15 protein-coding genes are annotated in these 16,679 nt (G+C 46.0%); 8 read left to right on the forward strand and 7 right to left on the reverse strand.

Features of this window, described 5'->3' with window-relative positions:
- The first annotated feature begins 35 nt into the window (after positions 1-35).
- Complete coding sequence (locus tag GY843_RS01100) at positions 36-1,205, forward strand: GGDEF domain-containing protein (protein WP_297305874.1); 1,170 nt, start codon at positions 36-38, stop codon at positions 1,203-1,205.
- 87 nt (positions 1,206-1,292) lie between these two features.
- A complete protein-coding gene (locus tag GY843_RS01105; protein ID WP_297305875.1) occupies positions 1,293-2,348 on the forward strand; it encodes a DUF3549 family protein in 1,056 nt (351 codons plus the stop codon).
- Positions 2,349-2,377: 29 nt separating this feature from the next.
- On the opposite strand, the gene GY843_RS01110 is transcribed toward GY843_RS01105, so the two are convergent.
- Positions 2,378-2,893, reverse strand: a complete 516-nt coding sequence (locus tag GY843_RS01110) for a hypothetical protein (protein ID WP_297305876.1) — start codon at positions 2,891-2,893, stop codon at positions 2,378-2,380.
- A 652-nt stretch (positions 2,894-3,545) separates the two neighbouring features.
- Between GY843_RS01110 and GY843_RS01115 the strand changes: the two genes are divergently transcribed.
- Positions 3,546-6,221 carry an EAL domain-containing protein gene (locus tag GY843_RS01115; protein WP_297305877.1) on the forward strand — a complete coding sequence of 892 codons (2,676 nt, stop codon included), beginning with the start codon at positions 3,546-3,548 and terminating at the stop codon, positions 6,219-6,221.
- On the opposite strand, the gene ybaK is transcribed toward GY843_RS01115, so the two are convergent.
- Together ybaK and GY843_RS01125 are read right to left on the reverse strand one after the other, a co-directional pair.
- Positions 6,218-6,694, reverse strand: a complete 477-nt coding sequence (gene ybaK / locus GY843_RS01120; RefSeq protein ID WP_297305878.1) for a Cys-tRNA(Pro) deacylase — start codon at positions 6,692-6,694, stop codon at positions 6,218-6,220. The genes GY843_RS01115 and ybaK overlap by 4 nt on opposite strands.
- A 92-nt stretch (positions 6,695-6,786) precedes the next feature.
- Complete coding sequence (locus GY843_RS01125; RefSeq protein ID WP_297305879.1) at positions 6,787-7,005, reverse strand: DUF3820 family protein; 219 nt, start codon at positions 7,003-7,005, stop codon at positions 6,787-6,789.
- A 70-nt stretch (positions 7,006-7,075) separates the two neighbouring features.
- Here GY843_RS01125 and GY843_RS01130 point away from each other — a divergent pair, with 70 nt between their 5' ends.
- Positions 7,076-7,318: a Rho-binding antiterminator gene (locus GY843_RS01130; RefSeq protein ID WP_297305880.1), complete on the forward strand. Its 243-nt coding sequence runs from the start codon at positions 7,076-7,078 to the stop codon at positions 7,316-7,318.
- 43 nt (positions 7,319-7,361) lie between these two features.
- Complete coding sequence (locus GY843_RS01135) at positions 7,362-9,245, forward strand: hybrid-cluster NAD(P)-dependent oxidoreductase (RefSeq protein ID WP_297305881.1); 1,884 nt, start codon at positions 7,362-7,364, stop codon at positions 9,243-9,245.
- A gap of 72 nt (positions 9,246-9,317) precedes the next feature.
- On the opposite strand, the gene GY843_RS01140 is transcribed toward GY843_RS01135, so the two are convergent.
- A complete protein-coding gene (locus GY843_RS01140; protein ID WP_297305882.1) occupies positions 9,318-9,719 on the reverse strand; it encodes a phasin family protein in 402 nt (133 codons plus the stop codon).
- A gap of 127 nt (positions 9,720-9,846) precedes the next feature.
- Complete coding sequence (locus GY843_RS01145; RefSeq protein ID WP_297305883.1) at positions 9,847-10,296, reverse strand: YaiI/YqxD family protein; 450 nt, start codon at positions 10,294-10,296, stop codon at positions 9,847-9,849.
- A gap of 283 nt (positions 10,297-10,579) precedes the next feature.
- Between GY843_RS01145 and GY843_RS01150 the strand changes: the two genes are divergently transcribed.
- The 3 genes from GY843_RS01150 (at position 10,580) to GY843_RS01160 (ending at position 13,085) form a co-directional block, all read left to right on the forward strand.
- Complete coding sequence (locus GY843_RS01150; protein WP_297305884.1) at positions 10,580-11,737, forward strand: methyl-accepting chemotaxis protein; 1,158 nt, start codon at positions 10,580-10,582, stop codon at positions 11,735-11,737.
- A complete protein-coding gene (locus GY843_RS01155) occupies positions 11,734-12,483 on the forward strand; it encodes a hypothetical protein (protein WP_297305885.1) in 750 nt (249 codons plus the stop codon). Before GY843_RS01150 ends, GY843_RS01155 begins: the two co-directional genes overlap by 4 nt.
- Positions 12,484-12,578: 95 nt before the next feature.
- A complete protein-coding gene (locus tag GY843_RS01160; protein WP_297305886.1) occupies positions 12,579-13,085 on the forward strand; it encodes a TIGR02281 family clan AA aspartic protease in 507 nt (168 codons plus the stop codon).
- 18 nt (positions 13,086-13,103) lie between these two features.
- On the opposite strand, the gene GY843_RS01165 is transcribed toward GY843_RS01160, so the two are convergent.
- Both GY843_RS01165 and GY843_RS01170 read right to left on the reverse strand, forming a co-directional pair.
- Positions 13,104-15,260 carry a GNAT family N-acetyltransferase gene (locus tag GY843_RS01165; protein WP_297305887.1) on the reverse strand — a complete coding sequence of 719 codons (2,157 nt, stop codon included), beginning with the start codon at positions 15,258-15,260 and terminating at the stop codon, positions 13,104-13,106.
- 20 nt (positions 15,261-15,280) lie between these two features.
- Positions 15,281-16,679: GGDEF domain-containing protein (locus tag GY843_RS01170; RefSeq protein ID WP_297305888.1), on the reverse strand; the 1,399-nt coding region annotated here is incomplete at its 5' end.

The following is a 16,679-nucleotide window of genomic DNA, read 5'->3' on the forward strand; positions in this document are numbered from 1 at the left end:
AGCCTGAAGTCATTTAGTTTATAACGAGCCAATACATGCAGGATGCAAGAGCACATATTTACTTTGTCGGTTTCGCACTGATTTTTCTGGTTTTCGCAGGCTCGTCGTTCTATTCCTATAACCGTTTCGCCGAATCCCGAATACACCTTGATCAGATTACCCGCAACAATGATGCTCAATTAAGCAATGTTTTAACAATGCGAGTTGCTGTACGTGAGCGTGCAATTTTGCTCTGGCAGATGACCCTGAAAGAAGATTTCTTTGCCCGTGATGAGTTATTTGAACAGTTTTATCATTACGGTTCTGAATATCAGAAGGCACGAGCAAGCTTTCTGCAGCTCAACACAACAGCTAATGAATCCAAATTGTTCAGCTCTCTTGACCAAGAAACTTCTAACCGAGCACCTGTACTACGCCATTTCGCTGATCTGTTAATGAGCGATGATCCTAGCGATCATACTGAACATTTGGACCAAGTACTTACAGATCAAACCGTTGTAGCAGATATCCTCGATCAATTGATTTCCTTGCAACAGCAACAAAACAACCAAGCGAGGGAAAACTCTATTCGTGAAACGGAAAATATTCTGACCGATCTGATTCAATTCATGATCTTAGTGTTGATTTTTGGTGCTCTGTTTGCGGGTTTTGTAATTCTATCTACTGTGAAACAGAGCCGGCTTCTCGAAAAAGTTAATAGCGTGCTGGAAAAACAGGCTTGCCATGACAGTTTAACCGGACTGCCTAATCGTGCTTTTCTGCTCCAGCAACTGAATCTACTACTGGCAAATACTCAGCGGCATAATAAACTCGGCGCCGTTATGTTTATCGACCTTGATGATTTTAAACCGATCAATGACGAACATGGCCACCAAGTGGGCGATCAATACCTGCAGTTAATCAGCGTAAAAATGAAAGAATCCCTTAGGGACACCGACATTCTGGCCCGGCTCGGTGGTGACGAATTTATCCTGCTACTTTCTGATCTTGCTTCCGCATCACAGGTCTTAACCGTCGCAGACAAATTACTTTCTACTCTTTCAGCTGAATATCAGATCGGCGAAGCCAAAGTACACGCCAGTGCCAGTATTGGCATCTATCAACTAACCCAAGATAAGGTTTCCGCTGAACAGGCAATTATCCTGGCTGATAAAGCGATGTATCAGGCGAAAAAAGCAGGTAAAAATCAGTACTTCATTATCTGATTCTAACTGCTCACATCCCTCCGAAGTGCTGTAGGCTCCCCTGTTCAAAACTGCTAGAATCCCCACCTGATTAATTAGGTGCCTGTTATGTCCGATATCTCTTCCCTTACTCAGTTACTGCGTCAAAGTGGCGCTCAGATTCGTTTCTTTGATATGGGCCGCCGTGTTCAGAAACTCTCGGCTGATCTATTCGAGAAGATAGAGAATCAGCAGACTCCTTATCCAAGCCCCTACTTACAGCATGCCTGGATCGCTCTGATGCTATGGAACCCTAAAAACAAAGAACAGGGTGTTGCGTGGTTTCTTAAGTTGCCTCTTGATGAGCAGGGTTTTCTGATTCAGGCGGTACGTGACGATCTTCTGAATCGCCTGCTGAAAAATGCCGGCGGTATTCTGCAGATGGAAGAAGGTGGCGAACAGCCGGAAGATGCACTGAAGGACAATCCATTCTCCTTCAAACCGGATCAGGAAAAGATGGCACTGTTCCATGCTTATTCCACCCTGACATCTAGCCAACCTGCTTCTCAGTACTATGAGCATGCACAACAATACTTTGCAGGACAGATTGGCTTTGATCAGTGGCAATCTCTTGGCTATCAGGGCATTGCGGATCTGGTAGTTCGCCATGAAAAAGGCAGCAATGCCAAAATTCTGAGCAAGGCGATTCCTCTACTGCCTGATGCTCCTTTTGAAGTACTCTGCACCTGTATCGAAAGCATCGAACCGAATCATGAATTGTTTGATGCGCTGGCACTTCGTACCGAGCAGACTTTGCAGAAAGCTAGTGCTTCCGCTAACCATATCGCAGCAATTACACGAGGGCTTTCCAACGCTCGCAATACACCACGTAAAACAGAACTAATCGGTAAGATTATCGACAGTGACTATGCGCTTGAACCGGAAGTCATTGTTGCTGTGGCAACCCGCTGTAATGAAAGTCTGCAAGAGCCCGTTATCCTGCAGAAATTTCTGGAAAAGCTGGCTGTCGGTAAAGCGGGTCAAGCAGGCTTCTCTCGTATACTGTCCGACCTGATGTTTATACCCGTTCTGCGTGCCCTGATTCTTATGCAGTTCCGTAATGAGGAACGTAGTGAAGCGCTCAGTAAAGCGATTGGTGAAATGTTCGGCAGCGACTTTAAATAAGCTCTGAAAAGAAAAACAATTTACCCAACTTACAGGCTAACGCCCTCAGTCATTTCCAGAGTGCGTTGATAAGTTTTCTGAATAATGAGAGCGTCATTACTGGCCCGATGACGCTCAATCATCAACTCACGTTCAATCTGATCTTTAACCTCATGCCAGATCTCCATCTGAGGTTCGCGCAGGATCATCTCCAGTGGGCTGACTGTAAATTCCATCGGTACTCTTGCCTTGTTAAACAGTTTAATCAACCAAGGCTTATCCACTACCCAACCATCGGAATACACCGTTTGGCCTTCCAATAGTAGGTTTAATGTTTCCGCTACAATGACAGCCTGCTTACCATGTAATAGCAGGCTGGAACGGGGAATCTGGTGGTAACGTTCCGCATCGTCACACCAGTGGGTCCAACTCCTCTCAGGATGAATCAAACTGCAGTAACGCTTGCCCTCCTCCATCGCTACACCTACCTCAATAGGGTAACTGTCCGGGCCAAACCCCGAGGCTTCAACATCAATGATGTAGGGGTGTTTCACTCGTGTGGTCAATTTACTTACTTCTTCTTGTTTCTAATGCTTGTGCCACTGCTTTTCTGTTACTAATCATATTGATATCGGCGAGGGCTTCTGTTTCTGAATCTTTCGTACCTCTCGTTAAAATCCCCAAAAGACACGATCATGCTGGCTAAGGAACCTGCGAACAAGTCCCTGCGGTTTCTGCAAGAGCCTGTCGTACGCAAATTCTAGGCGCAATCTGCTGCTAATGGCCATAGTCCTTAGCAAAGGTTGCAACAACGAAGTTGGGTGCGACAGGACTTGCCCTACGGGGCTTACAGTTTGATGCGTACTCTACGTTTTCGTTTTTTATAAGGTCCGGACATTACTGCAAAACGATGCCTTGATTACACATCAAACTGAAAGCCAGAAGTTAGCAAGGACTTATTCGTAGGTTCCCTAAGTTATCAAAAGAAAACTTATACACATACACCAACAAAATTCACAGGTAATTCTGACTCGAACCTGCCAAACAAGAAATTTGCTAGTTTGGTCAGCAATTATATTAGGGTTAACCCTAACTCTTTGTTATTTCTGATGACATGCGGCAATAAAAAATGAGAAAAACCTAATATTCCTAAGCCAAATCCCCAAATTGGAAATATACTTTCTAACTAAATAAGAAAAATAAAAGAAAGTAGTATTAGTGGAAACATCTAGTTTTACCGGCCTGATTAATAATGCGGCGTTGTTGCTGGCAATGGGAATAGTCTATGACTCTCTCGGCCTGCAGAATATTCAACGACACTACCTGCGTGACTCCATCACTGGAATCCTGATCGGTTTTCTAGGCATGGGGCTTATGCTTACGCCCTGGGAGATGACTCCTGGCGTTTTCTTCGATACCCGATGGATACTGATCAGTATCTGCGGCCTCTACTTCGGACTAATTCCCACTCTGATAGCAGTTTGTATGACCGTAAGCCTCCGACTCTTCCAGGGTGGTGCAGGTATCATGGTAGGTTCACTGGTGATTATTTTCTCCGCAGCTATCGGCCTCGCCTGGCGCTACCTCAGTGATAGGTATAAACAACCATTAAACTGGTGGCGCCTATATCTGATGGGCATGCTGGTCCAGCTCACGGTACTCAGTCTGATGATGCTGATGCCCGCAGAGATGCGCTTTAAGATTATTGCGGCTATCGCTCCCACCCTGTTAAGCGCTTATCCGATAGGAACCATGGTACTGGGCCTGATTTTGGGCCGACAACAGGACCGGCGCAGAGCAGAACAGGAACTTATACAAAGCAGAAGAACCCTGAACTATGAAAGAGGATTACTGAGAGGTCTAATCGATGCCCTTCCCTCTCATATTTATATCAAAAACAAAGAGGGTAGATATCTGGGCTGTAATACAGCTTTTCAGGACTACGTCGAGTTACCGGAAAAAGAGATCATTGGGAAAACGGACTATGACCTGTTTAGCCATGAGAAGGCTTTTCAACATAGCCAGCTCGATCTCAAAACAATTACTAACCTGATACCAAATATTGAAGAGTGCTGGATAGAAGCCAATAAGGATAACGACAGAATATTATTTGAAACGCTGCGTACGCCTTTCCATGATATGGATGGCAATCTTCAAGGTCTGGTAGGGGTTAGCCGGAACATAACCGAACGCCGTCGGACTGAAGAACATGTCATGACACTTTCACAGGCTATCGAACAAAGCCCTGTTTCAGTTGTGATCACCTCCCCTGAGGGCGATATTGAATACGTAAATAGTGCTTTTGAGAAAGTTACCGGTTACACGCAACAAGAAATACTTGGTCAGAACTCACGCATCCTAAAATCTGGTCGTACCCCACAAGGACGCTATTCTGACCTGTGGCAAGCATTAAGCTCTGGTCAGGCCTGGTACGGTGAGTTCCAAAATCAACGCAAGAACGGTGAGATTTTCTGGGAACAAGCACACATTGCTCCAGTAATGGACACCGAGGGCAACATCAAACATTTCCTCGCAGTCAAACAGGACATTACCCAGCAGAAAGAGCAAGAAGAGAAGATTCTTCATCAAGCCCACTTTGACAGCCTGACTCAGTTACCCAACCGTTTCCTGTCCATGGACCGACTGGAACAGCTACTACGCGAATCAGACCGTAACCAACATCAAGTCGCGGTACTTTTTCTCGATTTGGATGACTTCAAAAAGGTTAATGACACCCTTGGCCATGAAACAGGCGATAGGATTCTGATAGAAGCAGCCAACCGCTTACAAGGCTGCATTCGTGAGGTAGATACCGTAGGCCGTCTAGGGGGAGATGAATTTATAGTTCTGCTTAACAATCTGGACTCCCCCGCTGATGCTCAGCCTGTGGCACATAAAATCCTTGAGCGGTTCCGAGAATCACTCAAAATAGAAGGACGGGATATTCTGCTAACAATCAGTATCGGTATCTCGGTCTACCCAAGTGACGGTGACAATCCCGCTGAACTTCTACGTAATGCAGACTCAGCCATGTATTACTCCAAAGCTCAGGGCCGTAACAGCTGCCACTACTTTACTGAAGAGATGAATCAAGGTGCAGAGCAGCGGTTACTGCTGGAAGAGCAGTTGCATAATGCATTATCAAAAAATGAGCTACACCTACTCTACCAACCGGTTATCGACCTACAGAGTAAGAAGATTGTTGGAGCTGAGGCTCTATTGCGCTGGAATTCAGCAAAATTGGGTGCGGTGTATCCTGATCAGTTTATACCGGTTGCGGAGCAGACAGGTCTAATCGTACCCATTGGTTATTATGTTCTACAAGAAGCGATGGCACAGGCTAAGCGCTGGCAGCAGGATCTACTTCAGGACTTCAAAATCGCAGTCAACCTCTCACCTCGACAGTTCCGTGACCCTAAACTGGTAGAAACGATAGAACAACACCTTCTGCAATTTGATATGCCGGGCTCCTTACTGGATTTAGAAATCACCGAAGGGGTATTGATGGCACAGCAGTCAGATGTTGATATCGCTCTGGATAAACTGAATGAGATCGGTATTAGCGTATCAATGGATGATTTTGGTACCGGCTACTCCTCTCTAAGTTACCTGAGAAGTTATCCTTTTGACGTTCTTAAAATTGATAAGAGCTTTATTAACGATATCACTTTAGATCCAGCCGATATGGAACTGGTCAATGCAACCATTGATATGGCACATGGTCTCGGACTGAAGGTGATAGCAGAAGGCGTGGAAACTAAGGAGCAGATGCTTCAGTTACAAAGCCGGGGCTGTGAATTCGCTCAAGGCTACTACTTCAGCAAACCGATAAGTGCTGAAGTACTAGAAACCTTACTCGAGAAGCAGAACAGAGTAGCTCTACAGGTAGGTTAAGCTTTTCCTATAGGTGCAACTACGGCTCCTGTAAGCTTAACCAGATCAGCAGCAGCCATTTCAATTTCCAGCCCTCTTCTACCGGCACTCATAAAAATTGTTGGATGGGTTTCCGCTGTTTGGTCTAGCACAAGAGGAAGGCGTTTTTTCTGACCTAGCGGGCTGATACCACCCACTACATAACCAGTGGCTCGCTCAGCATCCTGTGGGTTAGCCATAGAAACTTTTTTCGCTTTCAGTGCCGCAGCAATCGCTTTCAGATCCAACTGTCCAGATACAGGCACAACCCCAACCGCCAATTTTTTATTGTCACCATTAATCGCAACCAATAGCGTTTTGAACACCTGTTCTGGTCTTATTCCCAAAGCATCAGCAGCTTCCCCACCATATGATTCGGCACTCGGGTCATGTTTGTACTCGTGAACGGTGTATTCAACTTTTGCTTTTTTGGCTGCGTTAATCGCCGGAGTCATATCTATTTCTCACTGCTTGTTATCACCTGATTTTAGAGTCTTCCAGTGATAAGTTACACACTAAACCTTAAAGGAAATATCGAACCTTTGAATCAGCTACCGCGCAAGGGTCTCAGCAATGATTCCAGCCCGTTGATCTGCAGTTCCAACATTAACTGTAACAGAAAGCCCAGCTCCCCCTGTGGAAACCCTTTTTTGGCAAACCAAAGCAGATATTCCTCTGGCAGATCCATCAGCACCCTGCCCTGATATTTACCAAAGGGCATCTTGGTGGTTGCCAGTTTAATCAGGTGTTTCTTTTGCAAATCCAAAACTATCCCTCAATGACAATATACAGCCAAGGCATTATGCTTAATCCAGATATGAAATGCAGGTTTACCTATGGAAAAAGAAGATACTTATCAGCCAATTAACTGCGAAGTGCATGATGGTTATGAACTAGCCTGCATGCGAAGAGCAGCACATGAGGTGACTTGGGTTGATGGAGAAAGCACTATCACCGAGCAATTACGTTTTCTCGATCTAAAATATACCGAAGGTAATGAATTTTTAATTGCCGAAACACAAGCCGGCGAACGGCGTTCAATTCGTCTAGATAAAATCACCAGCAATCTACCTTATTGATCAAATAACTGCCTTAATCAGCAAACAAGCATAGGACTCTAACGTGTCTCAAATCCAGTTAAGTGCAATTAATACCTTTCCTGTTAAATCAATGGCGGGCGTTAATACCTCCAATGCCTTTGTGACTCAGGCAGGCTTGGCCTTTGACCGGAGATTCATGCTAAGTGATCCCGAAGGAGAACTACTCTCAGCACGCCAGGCACCCAAACTGTTGCAGTTTCAAACCTTACTCCGTGAGGATGGATTAGAGATCATTGCCCCTGACGGTGAACATCTAACACTGCGGTATCCTGAACTATTTCAGAATTATCGTCAGGTGACAGTCTGGGGAACAGAGATTAATGCCCAACACTGCGGTGAGTGGTTTGATGAGTGGTTCACCGAAAAGCTGGGACGTCCCTGTCAGCTTCTCTATTTCGGCGAGCAGTCAGAACGTTTCACCTCCCGCCGTCCTGATATTCCTGTTGGTTTTGCAGATGGCTATCCCCTGTTGCTTATATCAGAGGCATCCCTTGCTGATCTAAATAGCCGCAGTGCAGCTCCGGTCTCTATGGATCAGTTCCGCACCAATCTTGTGGTAGACGGTTGTGAGGCCTTTGCCGAAGATAGCTGGAAACGGATTCGCATCGGAGAAGTCGAGTTTGAAGTTGTGAAACCTTGTTCCCGCTGTGTGATGACGACCTACGACAGTAAAACAGCAGAGACACTGCCTGCAGGAGAACCGATTAAAACCCTGGCCAACTACCGTTTGGGCAGTGACAACGACGTCTACTTTGGACAGAACCTTATTGCTCTTAACGAAGGACAGATCAGCCTAAGTGATAGCATTGAAGTTTTAGAAACCATGGAAGCAGAACAGTACCCTGACAATGCCCCCATTCTCAGTCCGGTACAACAGAAAACGGATAGGGCTAGTCTTTGGAGCAATGACCAATTTCTTTCGTTACGCTGTATCAGCAGGGTTGAAGAAACAAGAGACGTGGTGACTTTCCGCTTTGCTCTTCCCAAGTCGGCCAGTATTGATTACATCGCAGGACAGTTTATTACCCTATATCCAGAAATAGCGGGGACCGAAATAAGCCGCTGTTATACCCTCTCCTCATCACCCAGCCGCCTTGTTGATATCGCAATAACGGTGAAACGAGTTACAGGGGGTCAGGTATCCAATTGGCTACACGATAATCTCAATGTTGGGGATTACATCAAAGCTAGTGGTCCTATAGGGGAATTTAATGTTCATTCCAGTGCGGCCCAAAAAATGCTGCTGTTATCTGCTGGCAGTGGTATTACGCCAATGCTATCGATTGCCCGCTACCTCAGTGATATCCATTCCGGACGAGACATTGTGTTCTATCACCAAGCTCGCACCGAGGCCGACCTGATTTGTGAAGATGAACTTCTCTGGTTAAAACGACAAAATCCTAATCTGAAGCTGATCTTTAGCCTTAGCCAACCTGAATCCAACTGGCTTGGAATCAAAGGTAGAATCAGCCGTGACCAATTAATCCATGAAATTCCCGACCTTCCACAACGCTCTGTCATGTGCTGTGGCCCTGAAGGTTTTATGCAACAAGCCAAAGAGTTCTGTCGACAGCTTGGTCTAGCGGAACAGCGCTGGTATGAAGAAAGTTTTGGTAAGCCACCCGGAATTGATCCCCAGCCACTGGATCAGACACTACAGATCCACTTCGGTGAACAGACTGTGACTGGAAATAATCAGGAAACCTTATTGGAGCAAGCTGAAGATAGTGGGCAATTTATTCCATCCGGCTGCCGCGCGGGTGTCTGTGGAGCCTGTAAGGTCAAACTGATTTCGGGTGAGGTTCACCGTAGTTCAGAGATACCTCTGACCGAGGATGAGAAACGAGAAGGTGTGATACTTGCCTGTAGCTGTGTTCCAGAAACAGATATCACAATTGAATTATAGGAATAACAGACAATAAAAAGCCCGGCAGGAACAACTCCGACCGGGCTTTCAGGATTCTTAAAAGCGGCTAAATTAAGCTACTTTCAGTTCAGAAACTTTTTTAGCAGTTTCTTCAGCCATTTCAGCTACTTTCTTGCCAGACTCTTCCAGAGTAGCAACGTAAGCGTCTTTAGCTTCAGTCATAGTAGCAACGCTTTTCTCAGCAGCTTCAGCCATTTTAGCTTCAACAGACTTGTAGAATTTAACCTGCAGGTCCAGAGCTTCTTTAGGATCTTTGCACTCACACAAAGTTTTGAACTGTTCAACAGAAGCGTTAGCCAGTTCTTCAACGTATGCTTTCTGCAGAGAAACCAGAGTTTCAACAGTTTTAGTGTTAACGTCTACCAGATCCTGCATTGGTTTGAACAGTGCAGCGATTTCGTTAGACATTTCTGGTTTGAAGAAATCAGCGAAAGGGTTGTTAGCAGCGTACATAATTTTGTCTCCAAAAGTTTCGATGCTGCGGTGCAGCAATCCATTTACAGCAAAGATAAAACTTGAGCAGATTTTAGTCAAGAACTTTTTTGTGCGGCGCACAAAAAATATTAATTTGCTGGATCGCCTACTTACAATGCTTAGCTAAAAACCGATCTAGTTGATTAGCAAATGTCTGCCGGTCCGTCTGGCTAAATGCCGCTGGCCCGCCTGTATCCACCCCGGAACTGCGAAGCGTTTCCATAAAATCGCGCATCGACAAACGCTGCCGAATATTCTCCGGTGTATACAACTCACCACGAGGATTAATTGCCACACCCTTTTGATCAATAACCTCTGAAGCCAGAGGGATGTCCTGTGTGACAACTAAATCCCCTGCCGCCAATTTCGAGACTATATAGCTATCAGCTACATCAAACCCCTGCTCAACCTGTACTGCTTTAATCAAAGGTGAAGGAGGTGTGGCTAGGTACTGATTAGCAACCAGTGTTACCTGAACCTGTTTTCGCTCCGCTGCTCGGAACAAGATCTCTTTCACCACTTTAGGGCAAGCATCGGCATCAACCCAAATCTGCATAGCTCTTCTCTAATTGACTGAAGGATAAATCTTAATAATGACAGATATTCTACAATGCTATGGGATCAAATGATTAGCCAAATATCCTTTTGCCCCAGAATAAGGCCTTCGCACAACTGCAGTGCAACATAACGCCCAACTAAAGCGCAAAGATCACTCTGAGTTTTTTTATGATCAGCTAATAAAGCCCTAAATCTGGGCACTGAGGCGATCAAGGAAAAATCTGGCTCGACTTTTGCAAAATCCGGAGCAGATTAATTCTTAAATTTTAGGGAGCGCAATCATGTTGCTACTTTCATTCGGCTACTCGGTACTAAGCCGAGCTTCTCTTCTCGTATCAGGCTTAATCCTGATGCTGGGTTGGATAATAACAGTAGCTGCTCTCTCATATGGATATTGGGAAGCATACTGGTTACTCATTCCACTTATCTATTTCCAGATCAGTCACATTCTACTCAGCCAACGTCGCTGGAATCACCTGTCACTGGTCATCAATGCATTTTCACGTAATGAACTTCAGTTCCGTACTCTGCACACCAGTTCTGACAAACCTCTGCGAGATGCAGCGCAGAATTTGTATGCCTTTGCTCGCGAGCACGAAGAACTCAACAGTTTAGCTGACCAGCTCTGTAGCGAAATGAAGTTTTCTACCCATGAGCTGGAAAACCTTGCCAAGCACACGGCTGATGCTGCCTCCGAACAGCAAAATCAGCTGCTTACTATTGCCAGTGCATCGGAGGAGATGAGCCAGACGGTACAACTGATCCGTGATCATGTCCTCAACACCCAGAACAGCGCAGAAGATTCACAAGCGTTATGTAATAAAGGTACATCACAAGCATCTGTATTAAGCAATGCAATTAGTGATGTGCGTAACCAGTTCACTGACACTTGCACAAAAATAGAACAACTATCAGAAGAAGCAGAAGCGATTCAGTCCTTTGTCAGCACGATCGAGGAAGTGGCTGCACAAACCAACCTTCTGGCACTGAATGCCGCCATTGAAGCAGCAAGAGCCGGGGAAGCTGGGCGAGGTTTTGCAGTTGTTGCTGATGAAGTCCGCCAATTAGCAGGGAATACAGAAAAAGCCACTGGAGATATCACACGCTTGGTAACGTCGATGCTATCCAGGGTCGGCGAGGTAACAGAAAGTATGCAACGCAGTGAAGAGGAGCTGAAATCTGGTTCCGATACCTGTGTTGAAATGCATAACTTGCTACAGCAGATAGAAAAAGGCAGTGAAACCAGCTTGGCGCTTATTCAAGAAGTTAATAATTCTATTGATGAGCATGCTTACGCCAGCAATGAACTCAGTGAAAAACTGACTAACATCGGTGCCCTTCTCCAGCAACATAGCGAACAGGCACACTCATTAACTGAGTTGACTGGCTACCTGGAGAAGCTGGCACTTAAAGCAGCCACTAAGGAGGTAACAGCATGATCGAACTCAGCATTGTTATTTTCCTGATCGCCCTTATCGCCTTCGTCAGCCTATTTAACCGAAGAAAACTACGCAAAAAACGCCGCGAAAAAGCTCAGCGCGGTATAACTCAGCTGTCCGATATTCTAAATTTGATCCAATGCCTGCAACGTCACCGCGGGGTTTGTGCAAATCTGAATGATTCAAACCAAACCGAACAACGGCGCTTAAGTAACGAAATCAACCAGCTTTGGCAACCACTACTGGACGAAAGCTACGGCGGCAACGTTAAACGGGTGAACCTGCAACATAAAAACTGGAAAACCATAGAAGCCCAACCAAGCAGTAGCTTTATGGCACACTGCGAGCTGATAGAGCGTCTACTGCATGAGTTAACAGTTATCGCTGATACCTGCTCTCTTACGGCCAGCAATAATGGTCATGACAGTGAAGAGCTATGGCAGAACTTACTGCGCCGCCCCCACTTTGCCGAATCCCTTGCACGCCTCCGTGGATTGGGAAACAAAGCCGCCAATATGGGGCATTGCCCGGCAGCAGTTCGTGTACAGCTACAATATTTGTTGATGAATATGCGCGAAGATGCCCTATGCGATTCCACGATTAGAGAAGTTGATGCATTGGTTACAGAAGAAATTCTTGAGCCAGAGCAGATTCAAATTGAGCCCCGGGTGTATTTCAGCCGCCTTACTCAAGCAATTGATCAGCAGATACAGATGACGCGAGACCATCTGCAACAGTTGAGTTAATTCCTCTTGTGAGAACACAGGTAAACTCCTGTGTTCTCTTCCTCCATCGACTCACTTACAATGTCTCACAATTGTTTTCGTGATAGTGAGCTTGGATGGAACCGAAAAATACATCAAAGAAAATTGGTCAAGGGATGTGGGCAGTTGCCTGGGTAATCCTATTGGGATTGCTATATCTCTACTTTGATAAAACAGTTGCAGATAAATACAACCCAAACCGAGCCCTCACAGCAACTCAGTCCAACGCCCCGGTAGTACTCAAGCGGAATCGATCCGGTCACTACATAGCCCCTGGAAAAATCAATGGCGTAAAAGTTACCTTCCTACTCGATACTGGCGCCACTACGATCAGTGTTCCTCAATCTGTTGCTGACGAGATAGGATTGCTACGCGGTCACCGTCAACAGGTTGGTACTGCCAACGGTACGATTGACGTGTATGCAAGCGAATTGGATACAGTGCAACTAGGTAGTATTACTTTGCAAAATATCCGTGGCCATATTAATCCGCACATGGAAGGTAAAACGGTCCTACTGGGAATGAGTTTTATGCGCCACCTTGAGATGACCCAGAAAGGGGATACGCTTACGCTAAGGCCTTGATGAGAAATCCTTAGTCTGTCAGCCGCGAACCTGTTCCAACATCAGAGAAACAACTGAGCGTAGTTGCTTCATCATCTGCTTTCGACCCTGCCCGTTCTGCTCCAACTCATCCCAGCTCAATTGCTGCAGGTTTCGTTTTAGCAAAAGGACAAAGTCCTGATTACTTAGGAAGACCTGCAGTTCAGCTGCATCTACCCGGTCCAGAAAACAGAACAACAGTTTGTGAATTACGTAAGCACAACTTTCATAATTACGGTTATGTTCAGTAAAAGCGCGTAGGTCACTCAAGTCATGGCTGGATATTTCAGGCAGATGCCCTGCATGCTGCAATAAAGCACAAACCACATCCGGTTCAAGATCAGTCAGATCATCACTTAGCCGGTAATTAAGTTGCTCTAAGAAGCGACTGCGCAAATGCTCCTGAGCCACCCCACCACTTTCACTCAGTGTCGCCAGAACCAATGCGGCATGATTACCACTAACATGGTCCCTACCTGAGCCAATACGCACAGTTTCAAAGCCATTGTGTTGCCAAAAGTTCAAAAGATCGGAGCTGGCAGAAAAACTAGAGCCCAAACAATCCCACCCCAGACTTTTCGCCTGAGTATGCAAACTGTTTAATAACTCAGAACCTAGCCCTTTCCTTTGTAGTGCGGGATGGATAGCTATCCGCATTATCCGCCCGAAACGCATCTCTGACGCATCACGGAAACCGTCCTGATTCACTAGGGTCTGTGGTAGCAGATGCCCACGAGGTCTTCTCTGCCCGGACCATATGGCCTCAACCAGATCGGTTTGCAGAGGTCCCTCTTCAGCGATCAACACTGTGCCGGCAACCATTCCAGAGCAACGCAACAACCAAATATGTAAGTTGGGACTATCGAGTAAAATTCTCAGATCACCCGGGGTTGTTCGATAATGCGCCAATACCAACAAACCAAATAGTTGACCAAGAGTTTCGTAATCTTCTGTCAGCAGATCGCGATCCAGCTTTTCTATTACGGTAGATGTTTCACTATATGCCTGGACTAATTTCTCTGGATCAATAGCTTCCGCATTAAGTAGCAGCAAGTTAAAAACCAGCGCTTCCAACGGGTCACCCGCAGACCAACGGATAGGCTGCTGCAGATGGATCGCTTTACAGTTTGGAGCCTCACGTTCCAGCTCAGCCTGAAAACGCACTGCAAACCCTTGCCCAGTTCCTTCATAGCCATGAATAGTGGAAGCGAAAGCGATTCGGGTATAACTTTTCAGCAGCTTAGAAAGCACCGGAACCGGAATAGCTGCAGCTTCATCCACCAGCAATATTTTTCCCTCGCCGGCCTCACTAATCGCCTGCTCCGGCTCAACAAAACGGATGTAATGTTGATTCTGTTTCAGCAATCCTCTGCTGAACTCATAATCGGGTAGGAGCTGATGCGCCATTAAAAACGCTTCTTCAGCCGCTTTAAACTCCGGTGCGGTTATAAGAATTTCTTCATAGTCCAACCCTGACAACTGCGCAGCGGCTATGCCAAGCGCCACAGACTTCCCTCTGCCACGGTCAGCAGTGATGACCACCGGACGGCGGCCACGACGAAATTGACTAAGAATAAGTTCAACGGCGTGCTGCTGATCTAGGGTTTTACTTGGCAGAACAACCGGAGCCGTTTCCTCTGGGGGATAATGATCAGGAACCTCTGCTTCGTGCCCAGTAGTTTGTCCCTTTTCCGAAACAATCAGTGTGTAAGCATCGTCTTCCAGTAGATGCACCAAACGAGAGATAAAACGTCGTCCGGCATCAGTCGAGCGATATGGATAAGCCACCAGATTATGATGTTCCGGATCATCATAATCCGGCCATTCAGCCAGATCAGGACAAAGCAATACCAGAACGCTGCCACCTGAAAGGCAACCACTGCTCTGTCCAAAGCTATTAGGGTTGAAGCCATCCCAAGCATCATAGACAAGGTGATCGATGGATTGACCTAATAATTTATGGCATTGCTGATTGTTTAGAGAGAAAACACCTGATGGTGCATGAGCACCGATCCAGGTCAGATTATGTGCCGTTGTTAATATTGAAACCTGCTGATAGCACCAATCACGACTGCCGCTAACCACCAACATACGCCGATGGTTGCTGCTGCAGGCTTCACTGCAAAGACGGTTAAAAAGCGCGAGAAGCTCCTGCATTCATTCCGCCTTAAGAGAGATTAAACCGAGTAGGTTAAAGAGGGTTCCAAGCCTTGTTCAGCATATGCCTGATACTGATTACCACCATTGGTTTGAGCTTTTACAAGCTGCTCCTTACTGCTTGCCAGCATTCGCTCTGGCGTCATAAAACGGGAAGGTTGCAGCGTAGATACACCGATACTGACAGTCACAACAGACGAAACTTGAGAGGCTTCATGCGCAATACCCAAACTAAAAACTTCTTTACAGCAGCGATCAGCCAACTGAACCACCAACTCATTGGTTGATGGCAAGAGATAAGCGAACTGGTTATCATCAATACGCGCTACCATATCACCAGGCCTGCCTACAGATTCACGTAGAGCAGAAGCGACCCGCTGAAGTGTAACTTCAGCACCTGCGGCACCGTAATGAGCCTCATATTCGTCAAACTTATCCAGCTCTATCAATACCAGAGTCAACGGCGAAAAATCACGCACCGCTCTGCGACACTCAATATCCAACGTTTCATCAAAATATCCCCTGTTAGCGATACCGGTTAGTGGGTCACTCCAGGTCACATCCATTAACTGCTGACAAAGGACCTCCTGCTCATCACGCAGATTGTTCAAATATTTCATAATCCGCTTCAAGTATGCTGCAAACAGGAAGGAGATCAGTAAGCCTGTCAGCAGAAAAAGCGCTGGCAAGTAACTCATACGCTGGGTTACATACTCATCTGTAGCAGCATAACTCGTTAACCAGTTGCTATCGTCTCGTAACAGATGATTTTGGAAACTAGTGTCTGGAGCGAGCTTAGCGCTATCAGCATATTCCCCTTGAGATATCAGCTCTGAGCTAGTCTCTGTATTAATAAATTTAAATACGATTCCTGAGCCCAGTTCAGATAAACCGGTACTTTCAACCAGCCCTACTGCACTGATTAATGCGATTAGTTTTCCCCCAGAATGCGCCGGAGTAACAGCAACAATACTGTTTCCTTCCGACAGACTCGCACGGCTCAGTGTCAACTCAGAAACCTGCGGTGATTTCTGCAGGAGTTGTTGTACAGCTTCTTCATCAATCAGACTGTCGTTACCATTAACAGCAACCCATAGTTTCTCGGTATCCGCTTCAGGCACCCATAACAGCGCCTGTAATTCTGGGCTACGTGCGGCAATTCTGGAAGCAACCTCTTTGAAGCTATCTGCTTTGATTTGGTCACTCATCAGGTAATAAGCCTGGAGTGACTCCAAGCTCTGTAAATTAAGCGTAAGTTGCTGTTCAAATGCAGCAACCTTGTAGTTCATATCAATCTGAAACTGCTGGATGACTGCTTCCCGTTCCTGCTTCAACATGAACAGAAAGATCAAAAGGGAAAAAAGAGCACCGCAAATTGCAAAAACAATAGCAACATTGAACGGTTTTTTTGGCGCTCCA

The organism is Neptuniibacter sp., from assembly GCF_024231755.1.
GTDB lineage: Bacteria > Pseudomonadota > Gammaproteobacteria > Pseudomonadales > Balneatricaceae > Neptuniibacter.

What these genes read in the sequence shown, in the direction of transcription:
- GY843_RS01100 (WP_297305874.1), top strand. Translation starts at nt 36, where the DNA reads ATGCAGGATGCAAGAGCACATATTTACTTTGTCGGTTTCGCACTGATT.
- ybaK (WP_297305878.1), bottom strand. Translation starts at nt 6,694, where the DNA reads ATGACTCCGGCGATTAACGCAGCCAAAAAAGCAAAAGTTGAATACACC.
- GY843_RS01145 (WP_297305883.1), bottom strand. Translation starts at nt 10,296, where the DNA reads ATGCAGATTTGGGTTGATGCCGATGCTTGCCCTAAAGTGGTGAAAGAG.
- GY843_RS01165 (WP_297305887.1), bottom strand. Translation starts at nt 15,260, where the DNA reads ATGCAGGAGCTTCTCGCGCTTTTTAACCGTCTTTGCAGTGAAGCCTGC.
- GY843_RS01130 (WP_297305880.1), top strand. Translation starts at nt 7,076, where the DNA reads ATGGAAAAAGAAGATACTTATCAGCCAATTAACTGCGAAGTGCATGAT.
- GY843_RS01140 (WP_297305882.1), bottom strand. Translation starts at nt 9,719, where the DNA reads ATGTACGCTGCTAACAACCCTTTCGCTGATTTCTTCAAACCAGAAATG.
- GY843_RS01160 (WP_297305886.1), top strand. Translation starts at nt 12,579, where the DNA reads ATGGAACCGAAAAATACATCAAAGAAAATTGGTCAAGGGATGTGGGCA.
- GY843_RS01105 (WP_297305875.1), top strand. Translation starts at nt 1,293, where the DNA reads ATGTCCGATATCTCTTCCCTTACTCAGTTACTGCGTCAAAGTGGCGCT.
- GY843_RS01155 (WP_297305885.1), top strand. Translation starts at nt 11,734, where the DNA reads ATGATCGAACTCAGCATTGTTATTTTCCTGATCGCCCTTATCGCCTTC.
- GY843_RS01150 (WP_297305884.1), top strand. Translation starts at nt 10,580, where the DNA reads ATGTTGCTACTTTCATTCGGCTACTCGGTACTAAGCCGAGCTTCTCTT.